The organism is Nostoc sp. UIC 10607 (assembly GCF_047228265.1).
GTDB lineage: Bacteria > Cyanobacteriota > Cyanobacteriia > Cyanobacteriales > Nostocaceae > Nostoc > Nostoc foliaceum_A.
In genome coordinates this window covers 1-14,619 of the sequence record NZ_JBIQNW010000104.1, presented here as the reverse complement: position 1 = coordinate 14,619, position 14,619 = coordinate 1, and the positions used below count along the sequence as shown (strand labels likewise).

Below are 14,619 nucleotides of genomic sequence, written 5' to 3'. Positions count from 1 at the left end.
ACCCTGGTTTCATACCTATCTTTACAGCAATACTAATGAATACTCACACCTGTGTAAAAAACCTACACCTGTCAGCCCCTTCCCCCTGCCTCTTCGTTGAACAAGTTTCTTCCTTGTGTTTTCCCAATGCTCCTTATCCCTTCGCTCCAATCAACAAATAGGTGGTAATTTTCCCTTTACCTGGAACTTCGATTTCGCTCCGCTTTTCAAATAAAAATTCATCACACAAGCGTTTATAAGTATCTTCTGTAACGTGGATTTTACCAACAATACCTTGGGATTCCATGCAGCTAGCAATATTTACCGTGTCTCCCCAAAGATCATGAGTAAAGTTTTTGAGGTCAATTTCTCCCGCTACTACGGAACCGCTATGGATGCCGATACGAATGCTGAAGTTTTGGTTATTCTCAGTATTAAATAGAGCGATCGCAGTTTGCATGTAGAGTGCCATTTGAGCGATCGCTTGAGCATGATCTGGGCGGCGTGTTGGCAAGCCACCAACTACCATATAAGCATCGCCAATGGTCTTGATTCTCTCTAAACCATGTTGTTTGGTGAGGCGATCAAAAGTTGAGAAAATCGAGTTGAGTAAGTTTACCACTTGAATTGCACTCATAGAAGCTGCAATTTCAGTCAAGCCAACAATATCTGCAAATAAAACTGTGACATCAGCAAAGTCTTCGATAATGTTAGCTGGTTCTTCTTTCAGTTCCTTAGAGATTGCGGTTGGCAAAATATTTAGCAATAAACGTTCGGTTTCTTCCTGCTGATGGTGCAGCGCTTCTTCTGCTGCTAGTCGTTGGGTGACATTGCGAAAAATGCCGCGAGTCGCAACTGGATGACCTTCGACAAATTTACAGTTAATATTACCTTCTAGAAAAATTGTTTGACCGTCTTTAGTAAGGAATGCGGCTTGTACTTGTTCGGGCTTTTCTCCTGAAAGCACACGATAAAACCTTTGCCAACAGTCTTGTTTAAACTCTGGATGTATAATATCGAAAACATTCATATTCGTAATTTCGGCTTCGCTATATCCCAAAGTTTCTCGCCATGCACGATTGACATACAAAAAACGACCATAGGCATTGACGGATTGAATTAGGTCATTAGCATTTTCAAATAAATCTCGATATCGTTCTTCACTTTCTACAAGAGCATCTTCTGCTTGTTTGCGTTTGATAAACTGAGCAATTTGACTACCAATAGAACCCATCATTTGCAATAGGTCTTTATCTTTTGATTGTACGTCCCGACTAAAGAAAACCATCACTCCCAAGATTTCACTATCGTCTAAGATGGGGAAGCCAAAAGCTGCGTGCAATCCAGCCTCAGCAGCTGGTTGCGATCGCCGAGTGTCTCCATCTTCTGTGATATCTTGAATCCACAAGGGCAAACGTCTGATCCAAATTCGACCAGGTAAGCCAACACTAGGTGTATAGGTAGTTTGCCAGGTAATTGCTTTAAACTCTCGCGCTGAAATTACTCGACTTGACCACATTTCCACACACCTTAGTACCGCATTAAGACTATGTCCCTGTACCGAAGTACCAATATATTGACTTGGTGTCCAAAGTTCGCCTACATCCCATCCCAAGTTTTGACAAATCGACTGTAAAATTTGGGGAATTACCTGCTTTACGCTCTGGGATTCTGATAATATTCGAGTGATAGCATATTGGGCACTTGTCCGCTGTTCCCGACGCTGCCGGGCAGTAATATCCCGACCAATGTAGACAATATCTTCTAATCCTTTTATTTTTTTCGGAATTACTGAACAAGAAAAAGCAATCAACCGCTTTTCTCTAGCCTTGGTTCGACAGACTACCTCTAAATTCTGAAAATTTTTCTGAAAAAAAGAATGCTTGTGAATGGCTTGTATTAAAAATTCATCATCATCAATTATCAGTGATATTGGTTGATTAATTAATTCTTCTTCACTAAAACCAAATAATTGTTGAGCAGCACGATTTACTTTTTTTATTTTCCCTACATTACTGGTTATAAACAAAGCATCTGCCATTGCAGTAATTACTTGATCCATGTAATTTTTGTATGAGATTAAAGCACTTGATAGCAGACTTTTGGCATTGGCTTGCTGTGCTAATTTTTGCTTTAAAACTAGCTTGTCAGTAACATCTCCAATTAAGACAATTAATTTATTTTCATACTGTTCGCTGATAATATATATATCTATATATAGATGGACTTTATTTTCTGAGCTTCTTCCAATTGCTTGTAATTCAAACAGTTCCTGCTCTCCTTTCAGAATAGCTTTTAAAATATTTTCAAGCCCGATAAACTCAGGAAAACTTAGCCGGACATCTTTTCCCTCTATTACCTCCTCAGGACGCTCTGCAAACCGTTGCACTTGCTCGGATGTATCGATGATGCAGAAATGATCATCCAGTTCCAAGCGTTCAAACTTATCTGGAAATGAAGGGTTGTTAAAAATCCGATCTAGTACTTGGTCTTTCATTATGGTGTGAAAACAGGCTTGATATTTATTTTGACCAGGATAATTTAGAGCAAAGAGGAAATTTCAAGCGATATTAACAGAAAAGCTCAATTTTTGCCAAATGACGCAATCATCACACTAAAAATTAATAACTCAGTAATTAGAACTAACAATTACTAATTTAGTACCACTGATGATTCTTTTAGTTATTCTTTCAAATGTTTGATCAACATACAAGCCTGTTTGGGTAAAATTTGTAGAAGTTACTAATACTCAGTTTTATTACTGAAATTGATATTAATTGATTAAGTGTACTATTTTTTAAGATCAACCCAGTATGGTTGACGGAAAACGACTATAAGCAACCTTTTGATTTGGTTGATCAGAATTCAGGAAGTAAACATAAATAATATGTATTCTATCTTTTGGAGGATTGACAATTGAATACGATTCTGTATTTCTTCAGCAAGCTATACTCTATAACGCGGTTTATAAACGATCGCCATTTTAACAAAACCATTTCTGGGTAAAGCTGGAAGTTATTTAAGGTTATAGCGCTTCTGGATTGAGTCTAATACAGACCTAACAAGAACAGCCCCTTCCCTACTAGCGTTGGGGAGTAAGATGTATATAAACGAAAATTGCTATATTGTTATCCACTTTATTAATGTATAAGTTATTACAAAGCCTTGCTAATTCAAAAAGTAAACTTTTATTAGATGTAAAATTGCACTGCGATCGCCTAAAATTTATTCTTGAGAAAGTCGGATCAATAAAGTTAGTCAAAACTCAATGAATCACCAGTGTGCTAATAGTCTCAAAGCTGCATTTCAAGTTTGTAATGTTGAACCGTTAGAGGGTGAAGACATGGAGCGGTACTATGTTGATTTATCAGCAGTATGCAAAACTTCATCAATTGATTTCACAGCAACCTCATAATCCTCGCGGCGAAATTGCTGCTTTATTTGAATTAGGAAAGGCTTATTTATCATCAGTTGGGAACAGTTGCCCAAGAATTGCGAGAATTTGAGGAGGCACGGCACAATTACCAACAAGCTTTGGCGATTAATATCGAATTTGGCGATCGCTATTCCCAAGCACTCACTTACCACTGTTTAGGGACGCTTGCAGAAGTAGAAGACAACTACGCAGAGGCGAGGGTTCATTTGCAAACAGCGTTGGAGATATATGTTGAGTATAAGGATGAATATTGGGTGGCGATCGCACGGGAGGCGTTAGAGAGATTACCAAAGTGATGGGGTGATGGCATTTAACAAGGGGGCGACCAGATCATACTTATTAGGCAGGCGTAGCAAGTTGGTACAATCGCATTGTCAGCCAAAACAATCAAATTCAATTCGGGTGGTCGTTTATTGAATTCGGGTAGTCGTTTATTGAATTCGGGTGGTCGTTTATTGAATTCGGGTAGTCGTTTATTGAATTCGGGTAGTCGTTTATTGAATTCGGGTGGTCGTTTATTGAATTCGGGTGGTCGTTTATTGAATTCGGGTAGTGGTTAAGGTGGAGTAAAACCCAGATTCTTGAACCACTTCAGACTTGTGTGTACACCTTAGATCCTAAAAGGAGAGAGGAATGGAAGTGAGGTCAAAGTATATGCCAAAACTACGTCAAAATTTAAATAAACGCGATCGCACTTACCAACAATGCAGATTACCCAAAGTCTCCATACAGCAATTCTCGTGACTGACTTAGAACGCTCTGAACACTTTTATGGCAAAGTATTGGGATTATCCAAAATAGATCGTTCCCTAAAATACGCTGGTGCATGGTATCAAGTCGGCAATTATCAAATTCACCTAATAGTTGCACCTACTGTCCCCACTGAAAACCCCAACGAAAAATGGGGACGCAACCCCCATGTCGCTTTCTCAGTCGCTAACTTGGACGTTGCCAAACAAGAGTTGCTCACTCATAATTATCCCATTCAACCCAGCGCTTCTGGTCGCCCTGCTTTATTCATTCAAGATCCTGATGGAAATATTATCGAGTTGAGTCAGCAGTGAGAGGATGTTTGAAAAGTTTACGGTTGTATTAAAATCTCCCCTAAAAAAGGGGGAAATAACCTTCTCAAAGTCCTCATTTTTATGGAGGATTTAGGAGGATCTAAACTTTTTGGTACATCAGCCACTACTTTTAAAACATCCTCTGAGAGGGAGTGGGAAAATAATCAATGACTAATGACTAATGACTAATGACTAATGACTAATGAAAATCATTGCCTACTCTTACACCAATCCGCTACTAGAATCTTCTCCCGATCAAGCCGATTGGGGATGGGAGGTGGATCGGGTTTATGAAGATTTGGGCAAGCCTGAGTCTTCTGGACACGCTACGCGAGAGTCTTTCAGACACGCTACGCGATCGCAATTACAACAATTATTTACCGATTGCGAAACTGAACCAGCAGATTATCTCTTGATTCGTCGCTTAGAAGAATTAGGGGATACTGTAGAGGAAATTAGCGATCGCTTGCATGAACTCGAAGCAATCGGAGTAGCGATAATTGCCACAGAACAGCCCTACACTTCCGAAAATTACCCTCTGGGCGCTGACTTGCTGAATTTGCTACACGCAATCCAACGTCAGCAACGTAGTCGCCGCATTCGTCAAGGACACGCCCGTAACCGTCTTGAGGTTGCACCGCCACCCGGCAAAGTTCCCTACGGCTATCGCAGAGGTAAGGGAAAATATACTGTTGATCGCAGTACTTCACCAGTAGTCAAAGATTTTTTTGAACACTTTTTACTCTATGGTTCCCTGCGGGGTTCAGTTCGTTACTTGGCGAAAAAATACGGCAAAAAAATCTCTGTAACCACAGGAAGACGCTGGCTGACTAATCCAGTTTATCGCGGCAATACAGCTTACCAAAATGGTGAAATTATCTCCAATACTCATATTCCGATCATTTCTAAGGAAGAAGCAGCCCAAGTTGACCGACTTTTACGCCGTAACAGCCGTTTACCATCCCGAACTGCTAGTGCGCCGCGTTCTTTAGCTGGGTTGGTTGTCTGTGCTGAGTGTCACTCACACATGACAGTTACTCGTGTCACCCAACGCAATCAAGATAAGGAGTATCTTTATTTACGTTCTACTAGCTGTCCGCAACAGCCAAAGTGTAAGGCTATTCCCTACCAAGAGGTTTTAGAACATACAATTGAAATCGTTTGCCGTGATTTACCCTTAGCTGTAGCGGGGATGAATTTTCCCCAATTGGATGCAGTGAAGAATAGTTTAGGACAAGCGATCGCTCGTCAGCAAGAAATACTTGCTCAGTTACCCGCTTTAATCGAAACTGGAATTTTAGATATTGAAACAGCAAAGTTAAGGGCTTACAAACTCCGCACAGAAATTTCTGCACTCGAAGCAAAGTTGGCGACTCTTCCCCCAGTTAACTTGCGTTCTGTTGCTCAAGCTGTTTCTATACCACAATTTTGGTTAGATTTGTCGGAAACAGAGCGACGATTTTACTTTCGAGAATTTATCAGGCAAATTGACATTAGTCTTCAGAATAAAGAATTAAAACTCCAAGTTATTTTTATTTTTTAATTGAAATGTTATTTCTGAGGTGGTTGATCCTTAGTATACGCAGCAGCCCTTTGGAAGAATACCTTACTGATTCACTAATTACCAACTAGTATAAAATTGTTTTGGCAGTAGCGATCGCCTGATCCACACTCTCCACAATATAAACATTTTCTGGCGACAGTTTTTTAAAGAAAAGTTTACTTTCTTCATCATTATTCAACAAAATTACTTGCTTATTTGCTTTCAAAGCGAGAGCAATTTCTGAAGCAGTTCCTGCACCCATACCGCAAGCAATGACCAGATCACTGGTAAGAACATTAATATTGTTTCTAGAATTACCCATGTCTGTGAAAATAGCAATATCTACCCAAGAGGAAATACCATCCTGATTCTCACCCGGAAGAATACCAATAGTTAAACCATCAGCAGATTTTGCACCTTTACTTACTGCATCCATTACTCCTACATTTCTACCACCAGTGAGTAAAACCCATCCTTGTTTGGCAATAAGTTGACCTAGTATATAAGCATGTTGTAAATCATTTGCTGTCGCATTTTCTCCCCTCCCCATAACCCCAATAATAATTTTTCGCATAAAATTTCAGATGATACTGGTTTTCAGCGACAAGTGAAAGCGGTATCCCTAAAAGGTCAGACCGCTATCCATCCCCACCGTATAGACAGACGGATGGGGTTTTCCGCGAATTCTGATAAATCACCTCGAAGCATTCTCTTGAAAAGTTGAGCACCCACTTTTCGTTGCAAATAAAGGAAATTTAGGATTATTACTCCTACTGAAGTTACTCTAATTCCGGGCGGCATCAAGAGAAATTTATGCCGAAGATTGCGGCATCACAATATTTTTTATTATAAGTTCACCTATTGATGAACTAGTGTTTCTTCCTGATGAAAGAGAACTTAAGCATCAACGTCTTCTAAAGTAGGCTTAAAGAATTAACTACGATGCGATCGCCATAGATTGATCGCATCCTGTTTGAAATACGAGTTTTAGGATAAAGAGCGGACGAATTGTGAATATCTCGTCGATCGAGGAATCAGACTATGAAACCAGATTATCTCATTGTCGGTAGTGGTTTATCAGCATTAGTCTTTGGCGCTTTGATGGCAAACTCTGGCAAAACCGTGCAAATCCTCGAAGCCCATGAGCATCCAGGTGGCTTTGGTCACACGTTTACGATGGCTAAAAAATACACCTTTAATGCCCAATTCCATTATGTTTGGGATTGCGGTGAAGGACAAACGGTGAATCGGGTACTCAAGAAACTGGGCTTGGATCGGGAAGTGACTTTTGAGCGGTACGACCCGGATGGCTTTGACCACATGCGAATGCCGGGATATGCATTAGATATTCCTTCGGAACCGGAGGAACTTATCCAGCGATTATCAAAGTTGTTTCCTGCACATAATGATCGCATTCGCCAATTTGTCAACGACGTTGAAAAAACGGGTGCAGGTTTGAAAATACTCGCTCCTCCAGTTAAGCCAATTGAACTGCTCCAACATACAGGTGAAGTAGTTTGTACTGTCCAATATCTCAACAGCACACTTCAAGATGTATTCGACAAGTTTCAGCTACCCCAAGCCGCCCAAACCCTATTGGCTCTGCAATGGCCTGATTTTTTGCTGCCTCCGAATCAACTCTCATTTTATGCCTGGGTCGCTTTGTTCAAGGGCTATCAAGCTGGTGCATTTTACCCAACCCAGCATTTTGAGCATGTAATCAATTCCTTAGTCAAAGTGATTGAATCACACGGAGGGCAAGTACTGCTCAACCATGAAGTCACGAATTTTAGACTCACAGACCGAACAGTTACGGGAGTTGAGGCGATGGATTTAACCACCCATCAAACTCATGAATTTACAGGCGACACCGTGATTTGCAATATTGACCCCAAAAAAGCCGCCAAAATGATTGGTGAGTCAAAGTTCTCTAAAACCGTGCGCCGAAAACTCAACTATGAGTATTCTGCATCTAACTACATGGCTTATTGCGTCGTCAAAGACCTAGACCTCCGCAACTATGGATTTGGCAAGTGGAATCTTTTCCATACAGGTCATCAGGATTTGAATGAAGCCTTTGCTCAGATGTATGAATACAATGACTTTTCCAATCCCAGCTTTGCGATGACAACGCCCACTTTATTGACACAAGCGAGTCGGGATTGTCCAGAGGATTGCCAGATTGTCGAATTCCTTACCGTTGCCAATTACGACTACTTTAAGCAATTGCGACAGAGCGATTCCCGTCGGGACGGCAAAGCCGAACGCAAAGCCTACAACCAGAAAAAGCAAGAAATCTTTGACTCTATTTTGGATGTCGTGGAAAAAGAATATGTGCCGAATTTTAGAAAGCATATGGTCTTTCATATCACGGGCAGCCCTACCACCAATGAACGTTTTTGCTGGTGTCCTAACGGGAATTCCTACGGTTCTAGTCTCACACCGCGCAACATGGGTCTGGGACGCTTGAATCACGAAACCTCACTCAACCATTTCTATTTCTGCAATGCTTCATCAGGTTATCCAGGCTTTGCTCCCACATTCTGGACTGGAGCATTGCTGTATCAACGATTATCTGGTGACGTGCTTTTAGGTAATAGCTAAACAGACAGCCACACGTATTATTCATATTCAACAACTGAGAGGTCAGTTATGAGAATAGCAGTTATCGGTGGTGGAGCCAGCGGTATGGTTACAGCTTACCTGCTTGATAAACAAGGGCATCATGTCACCGTGTTTGAACGGCAGCCCATGTTGGGGGGACATATTCGGACACTCAACAAGAATGTTCAGCCCAACCAATCCGATTGCAATGAAATGTTGGAAAGTGGAGTGCTAGAATTTCCTACCGTATTTCACCACTTTGTTGCTCTTATGCAAGAGCTAGGAGTGGAACTAGAACCCATCCGTGTCGGTTCCGCTTTATTCCCCAAAGATGGCATTCCCTTTTTCTCGAAGGTCACGAATGAGAACAACTATACAGGCATCCAACGCCTCATTGAATATCTGCGGTTCGATACCCTCCATGCCCGTTCCGTTGGATTATGGCTAAAAACGCGATTTGCCCAGATGGAAGATTTTTATGCCCAGCCATTGTCTCAATATGTGAACAACCAAAGTATAAGCAATACCTGGCTAAAGTTGCTGACGATGTATAGCTACTCAATGCCGTTTGAACTCATTGATAACTTTCCCGCAGAGATGGCAATGCCGATGTTACGCGATTACCTCTCAGTCAAATGGCTTAGGATTAAAGGCGGTGTATATTCCTATATTGAAAAAATTTTGGAGCGATTTAAAGGTGAAGTCCTGTTGAATGTGGAGATTGTCAATATTGAAAGAAGCCCAGATGGTGTAAAAATCAAGCGATCTGCCTCTGGCGGCAGCGCTTCTCTACGTTCGCGCAGCGTGTCGCAGACAGACGCTCCGCGTAGCTTGCTTCCACGGAGTGGTACGCTATCGCAGGATGAGATCCAGGAGTTTGATAAAGTCGTGTTTGCCACGCCACCCGACCAAGTGATGGCACTGTTAGCTGACCCAACCGACGCTGAAATTAAACGCTTCTCAGGTTGGAAAGCCAATTATGCAACCACTACAATTCATACGGATAGTTCCATGTATGATCATTATCACATTCATCACCCCTCGGAATTTGATTTCTTCCAGACAGATACCCGATGGGGATATAACAGTTACTTGAATCAGCTTTGTGGCATCTCATCGCCACAGCATTACTTTTTATCGTTTCAACTAGAAGGATTGATTACTCGCGATCGCATTATTCACACTCAAGAACATCACACGCCGTTGTATACCACTGAATCTTTTAGATACCGTGATGAAGTAGTTGCCACCAATGGAGAGAACAATACTTACTATGCGGGAGCTTATCTCGGAGATGGCTTGCATGAAGGAGCGATCGCGTCTGCTTTTCGAGTTGCTCAACTCATCGGTTCACCTTTGGCTCTCTCCATTTCTGGTTTCAACGACAAAAACACAAACACACTCAGGTTAGCAAAGACATAGTGGGACTTAGACAAAAAGTAGCCAGAAAAAAGCCTCAAATTTATATGCACAGAGACTTTGACATCGTTAAGCCTAGTTTCTTGATATATCTGGGTTTCAATAATTTTTGAATATTTGGTGCATTTTCCTTGCCCTGTATAGGTTTGAGTCTTTTTTATTGACTGATGGTTGTTAACTGTTAACTGTTAACCGTCAACAGTTAACAGTTAACAACCATCAAGAGTGTTTATATACTTTAGACGCGCATCAGCTTAGTACAAATCCTTTGACAGCACATTTTGTAGTATAAAGGTAATATAGCTAAAACTTTTATTCTTTCGTGACAAGCTTGTGCCAAATTGGGCTTGATTGCACTAAAAGGAGAGTGGCGATGAAAAAAGTAGCGGTGTTTGGCAATGCTGGAGGCGGGAAATCAACTCTAAGCAAGAGATTATCTCAAATCACTGGTTTGCCACTTTACGTCTTGGATAAGATTAAATATCAATCAGGAGGCACAGAGGTTCCACATGAAGACTATAAGCACGCCCATCAGCAAATTTTAGTTACTGACCGATGGATTATTGATGGGTTTGGTTGCATGGAAACTCTCTGGCTACGACTTGACGAAGCAGATACTCTGGTTTTTGTCGATTTACCGCTATATGTGCATGGATGGTGGGTAACTAAACGACTAATCACAGGTTACTTTAAACCGCCAGAAGGTTGGCCCTCCAATAGTCCAATATTAAGAAGTTCACTTAGTAGCTACCGCGTGCTTTGGTTGTGTTACAAATATTTAACCCCAAAATATCGTGAGTATATTGAGCAGGCTCAAAGCATCAAAAATGTTTATCACATTCGCTCGACTAAACAAATTTCCCAATTTTTTGAATTAATTGATGACACGCCTTAACTTTGTTGCTTAATTGTTTTATGTCTATTCAAGTCTACGGAATTCCCAATTGCAGCACTTGCAAAAAAGCTTTAACGTGGCTCCAACACAACAACATTAACTATGAGTTCATTAACACCAAAGAGAGTCCGCCGACCCGTGAGCAGATCCAAAACTGGGTGAAATCTTTGAGCTTTGCTCCCATGCGAAATACCTCCGGTCAATCCTACCGTGCTTTAGGAGATGAAAAGAAGACTTGGACTGATCAACAGTGGATTGACGCATTCACTCACGACGCTATGCTGCTTAAACGTCCGCTTTTTGTCAAAGATGGAACAGCTGTCCTGGTCGGCTTTAGAGATGAGGCAGTAGTTCAAGAAAAATTAGGATTTTAGTCAGGGATCAACGCTCTAACAGTGAGATTGGGGTTAAATTATCAATTACATTGCTGCACAAAGCTAAAGGGCAGAAGGCAGGAGTGAAAGTATAAGAATATTTGTGCTATTTGAACGGTGTTGTATGGATGATAATGAAAAACGAATCCTTGACTCATGGCAGATGAATGCTTTGTTATGGACACAAGCAATTCGTAATAAACAAATTGAAAGTCGTGCGATCGCCACAGATGACGCGATAATCAAAGCAGTCAGCCAACTTAATCCAAGAACATTTTTAGATATTGGATGCGGTGAGGGATGGTTGTCTCGACAGCTTTTTTCTTTAGGAATTGATGGCTGCGGTGTTGATTTTTGTGCCGATCTCATTGAGGCAGCAAGGCATAGTGGTGATTCTCGCTTTGTTGTCTGTTCGTACTCGGATCTTGCCTCACAAAGATTTAGCACCATTAACTATTTCTCTTGCTTTATCTGCAACTTTTCAATTCTAGGCGAATGCGCTCTTGATGAGATCGCCAAGGCAGGTCATAGCCTCTTAGAGGACAAAGGCAAAATAATCATTCAAACACTTCATCCGATAATTGCTTGCGGTGACTCTACATACTTTAATGGGTGGCGCGAGACTTCATGGCAAGCAATTGCAGATGAGCCATTTTACCCTACTCCCTGGTATTTCAGAACTCTCGAATCATGGATCAACCAGTTCCATGCTTTGAATTATCGATTGCTAAATTTACATGAGCCGTGTGATCCCAAGACGAACAAACCGATTTCAATTATTTTTGTCTTTGAGCGCCAATAACGTGCGGTTCTTGTTTACGTGAGGTACATCCGTAGGGGCACGGCACTGCCTATAGGTCTCAACTTAAGGTAAAAACAAATCTAGAACCTGATTTACTTATTACAACTTCATCTCCTGCCAGCAAATATATCTCATTCGCACGAAATAAATGCTTGTGAAAGAATAACCAAAACAACGTCGTCCAAGGTATTACTGTCAATCCAAATTCAAAATCTAAAATTGGTAGACTTAGGAGTCAATAGGCAGTAGTTTTTCTTCTTGTTTGCCTTACTTTCCTCTTAAGCCTCTTTTGGTGGTTGCCAAACAGACGCGCGGATAATAGCCGACAAAAGTAATAAGTTATAGATAGCCCATGCACCATTAAGGAGGTGAACTTCAGGATAATTCAGATGACCGGTCGCTAAACGGTAAAGGCTCCATAAAATTCCCAAAATTGTCAGTGCAAAGACAACCATCTGTGGCCAAACTAGCCGTAAATAAATCCCGGATTGACGTTGCTTAGGTGTGACTTGAAAATTTAGTTTTTGCCCTGTGAATACACTCCACACAGCTTGGATTAATAAAGGAAACAAAGCGATCGCATATTGTTCAGAGCGCCAAACTTCTCTAGCTGGAATTCCCCAAGTGGCTGCTAGAAAAGTAAGACGGTTAATAATAAAAGCTGGGAAAAAGTGTAGAGCAAAGTCAGGTCCGTAGGTTTTAACTGGAATAATATCTGTAAAAAAATAGATGAGTGGACAAGAAATAAAAACCAGAGTTGCAAAACCAGAAAAATAGCTATACATGGTCTTAAAATAATGCAACTTTTGCCAAAAAGTTAGCCCTGATTTTGTAAGTGGATTTTCTCTCAGTAGTACTTGAATAGTTCCTTGTGCCCAACGTAACCGCTGTTTCAAAGTAGAACTCAGGTCATCTGGCGCTAAACCTTCTGCCAAAAGTTCATGATGATAAATAGATTTCCATCCAGCACCATGCAGACGCATAGCTGTATTCATATCTTCTGTAATACTATTGCTGGATACACCACCAATTAATTGAAATTCTTCTAAACGTTTTTCATCTTTGGCAAACTCATCAGCAAAATGTTGTAGTCCAACACTAATCAGTGCTTCGCGCCTCAGAATCGCATTTGTGCCTGTATAAAAAGCGGCATTCATGCCATCTTTGCCTTGTTGAAGTGGCCCATAAAATAAATTGGCTCGATGTCCAAAGGGATCGCCCGCAGGAATATTATAAAAATCCTGGCGAGTCTGGACAAAAGCAATTTGATTCTGGTCGTATTTCCCTACGAAAAGATTATAGGTGTAGAAATAAGGCAGAACTCGCTTGAGAAATTGTGGCTTGGGAATATGGTCAGCATCTAGGGTAAGAATAAATTGTCCTGAAGTTTCTCCAGAAAAAATCGCGTAATTGAGATTACCCGCTTTAGCGTGGTGGGGTACACCAGCTGGTTTGGGACGAGCAATGTAGCGAAAACGAGCGAGTTCAACTAGTTCCAGTTCTTTCTTGCGAATAGCTTCTTCTAAGGCTTTCCGTTCGGTAACTAAGCGATCGCATAGCGTCTTTCCAGGAGAATCGCTAATACTTTGATGAGTCGGAAGCCAAAGAATAAGCGATCGCAAACTTTGCACAAATCCAGCCGCAGGCTGGTTAACCACTGATTCTGATGATGCTTGCAGCCATTGTTCAGCAGCTTGAGTATTAGGTGTGAGATTTTCCAGTTGCTTTAAACGCTCCAACAAACAAGAATGTTCTGCATCAATCCGTTCCGCTTCTAGCTGTAATTGTGGTGATTGCAAATCCTCAATACACAATCTTTCTGTCATAGCTCGCATATCAGCCGAGTTACCGTCATCCAGCACATAAACGCGTAACTTTATTGGTGGGTAATCCATCGCCAGAGCAGCTTTGACAGTTTCTTCTACAATTGTCGGCGGCTCGTTGTAGCATGTTACAAATACATCCACAGTTGGCCAGTCGGATCTGGGTATAGGTGGGGTCATTTGGTCGAGAGACTTAATCTGTCGAACTAAGGGACGCCATAATCCAATCACAAACATCACGCCGCCGAAATAGCTATAAATTTCTGCTATTAGCAAAGGAATCGATATCCAGAGCGCATCAAAATTGATGGAGTGGGTGATGCGCCATTGCAAATACCAGATACCAAAAATTAAATTGATTTCTGCCAAATAACGAAATAACAGTGTTCTTTTTTTCAGTAACGAGCGGCTGTTACCGGGAAAGTGTGAGGAATTATCAATAATAGAAACTGAAGTCATCTTAGTACCAGTAGTTAATGTATCTGCATCCCCTCAAAACAAGTATTCCCTAGTTAAATTTGTGACTAACAACCTCTTGTTGACTAACTCACAATTACTAGGTAACGCCTTGTGCAATCTCCTACAAGGGGAGGGAAGCGGAAACTGACTTTTCCCGTTAAGTCTCTTTTGCAAGCTGCCAGCCTTCACAAAGGTCGTGTAATTTTAACCAGCCTCGCCAC

At 41.2% G+C, this 14,619-nt stretch carries 11 protein-coding genes; 8 read left to right on the top strand and 3 right to left on the bottom strand.

The features are described from left to right. Positions 1-133 precede the first annotated feature (133 nt). Complete coding sequence (locus ACEYW6_RS34005; protein WP_412983271.1) at positions 134-2,476, bottom strand: adenylate/guanylate cyclase domain-containing protein; 2,343 nt, start codon at positions 2,474-2,476, stop codon at positions 134-136. Between the two features lie 974 nt (positions 2,477-3,450). Between ACEYW6_RS34005 and ACEYW6_RS34000 the strand changes: the two genes are divergently transcribed. From ACEYW6_RS34000 to ACEYW6_RS33990, 3 genes are all read left to right on the top strand, one after another. Beyond that, a complete protein-coding gene (locus ACEYW6_RS34000; protein ID WP_412983270.1) occupies positions 3,451-3,711 on the top strand; it encodes a tetratricopeptide repeat protein in 261 nt (86 codons plus the stop codon). Positions 3,712-4,119: 408 nt separating this feature from the next. Beyond that, on the top strand, positions 4,120-4,479 hold the full coding sequence (locus ACEYW6_RS33995; protein WP_412983269.1) for a VOC family protein: 360 nt from the start codon (positions 4,120-4,122) through the stop codon (positions 4,477-4,479). 202 nt (positions 4,480-4,681) lie between these two features. After that, positions 4,682-6,022: a recombinase family protein gene (locus ACEYW6_RS33990; protein ID WP_412983268.1), complete on the top strand. Its 1,341-nt coding sequence runs from the start codon at positions 4,682-4,684 to the stop codon at positions 6,020-6,022. Positions 6,023-6,107: 85 nt separating this feature from the next. Here the strand turns inward: ACEYW6_RS33990 and ACEYW6_RS33985 are convergent, their stop codons facing one another. Further along, a complete protein-coding gene (locus ACEYW6_RS33985; RefSeq protein ID WP_412983267.1) occupies positions 6,108-6,596 on the bottom strand; it encodes a TIGR00725 family protein in 489 nt (162 codons plus the stop codon). Between the two features lie 467 nt (positions 6,597-7,063). Here ACEYW6_RS33985 and ACEYW6_RS33980 point away from each other — a divergent pair, with 467 nt between their 5' ends. The 5 genes from ACEYW6_RS33980 to ACEYW6_RS33960 all read left to right on the top strand — a co-directional run bounded on the left by ACEYW6_RS33980 (position 7,064) and on the right by ACEYW6_RS33960 (position 12,116). After that, positions 7,064-8,626, top strand: coding sequence for a phytoene desaturase family protein (locus ACEYW6_RS33980; protein WP_412983266.1), 1,563 nt, complete (start codon positions 7,064-7,066; stop codon positions 8,624-8,626). A gap of 48 nt (positions 8,627-8,674) precedes the next feature. Beyond that, positions 8,675-10,048 (top strand): FAD-dependent oxidoreductase, encoded by a 1,374-nt coding sequence (locus ACEYW6_RS33975; protein WP_412983265.1) that lies wholly within the window; start codon positions 8,675-8,677, stop codon positions 10,046-10,048. A gap of 370 nt (positions 10,049-10,418) precedes the next feature. Continuing rightward, complete coding sequence (locus ACEYW6_RS33970) at positions 10,419-10,940, top strand: adenylate kinase (protein ID WP_196513617.1); 522 nt, start codon at positions 10,419-10,421, stop codon at positions 10,938-10,940. Positions 10,941-10,960: 20 nt separating this feature from the next. After that, positions 10,961-11,314: a Spx/MgsR family RNA polymerase-binding regulatory protein gene (locus ACEYW6_RS33965; RefSeq protein WP_190894253.1), complete on the top strand. Its 354-nt coding sequence runs from the start codon at positions 10,961-10,963 to the stop codon at positions 11,312-11,314. Positions 11,315-11,438: 124 nt separating this feature from the next. Then, the gene (locus ACEYW6_RS33960) at positions 11,439-12,116 is read left to right on the top strand and encodes a class I SAM-dependent methyltransferase (RefSeq protein ID WP_412983264.1); all 678 of its coding nucleotides are present in this window, start codon (positions 11,439-11,441) and stop codon (positions 12,114-12,116) included. Between the two features lie 278 nt (positions 12,117-12,394). Here the strand turns inward: ACEYW6_RS33960 and ACEYW6_RS33955 are convergent, their stop codons facing one another. Continuing rightward, positions 12,395-14,398 (bottom strand): glycosyltransferase, encoded by a 2,004-nt coding sequence (locus ACEYW6_RS33955; protein WP_412983263.1) that lies wholly within the window; start codon positions 14,396-14,398, stop codon positions 12,395-12,397. Between the last annotated feature and the right edge of the window lie 221 nt (positions 14,399-14,619).

Bases quoted from the DNA above. Each gene is read 5' to 3' on its own strand.
- ACEYW6_RS34005 (WP_412983271.1), bottom strand. From the start codon at position 2,476: ATGAAAGACCAAGTACTAGATCGGATTTTTAACAACCCTTCATTTCCA.
- ACEYW6_RS33995 (WP_412983269.1), top strand. From the start codon at position 4,120: ATGCAGATTACCCAAAGTCTCCATACAGCAATTCTCGTGACTGACTTA.
- ACEYW6_RS33990 (WP_412983268.1), top strand. From the start codon at position 4,682: ATGAAAATCATTGCCTACTCTTACACCAATCCGCTACTAGAATCTTCT.
- ACEYW6_RS33985 (WP_412983267.1), bottom strand. From the start codon at position 6,596: ATGCGAAAAATTATTATTGGGGTTATGGGGAGGGGAGAAAATGCGACA.
- ACEYW6_RS33980 (WP_412983266.1), top strand. From the start codon at position 7,064: ATGAAACCAGATTATCTCATTGTCGGTAGTGGTTTATCAGCATTAGTC.
- ACEYW6_RS33975 (WP_412983265.1), top strand. From the start codon at position 8,675: ATGAGAATAGCAGTTATCGGTGGTGGAGCCAGCGGTATGGTTACAGCT.
- ACEYW6_RS33970 (WP_196513617.1), top strand. From the start codon at position 10,419: ATGAAAAAAGTAGCGGTGTTTGGCAATGCTGGAGGCGGGAAATCAACT.
- ACEYW6_RS33965 (WP_190894253.1), top strand. From the start codon at position 10,961: ATGTCTATTCAAGTCTACGGAATTCCCAATTGCAGCACTTGCAAAAAA.
- ACEYW6_RS33960 (WP_412983264.1), top strand. From the start codon at position 11,439: ATGGATGATAATGAAAAACGAATCCTTGACTCATGGCAGATGAATGCT.
- ACEYW6_RS33955 (WP_412983263.1), bottom strand. From the start codon at position 14,398: ATGACTTCAGTTTCTATTATTGATAATTCCTCACACTTTCCCGGTAAC.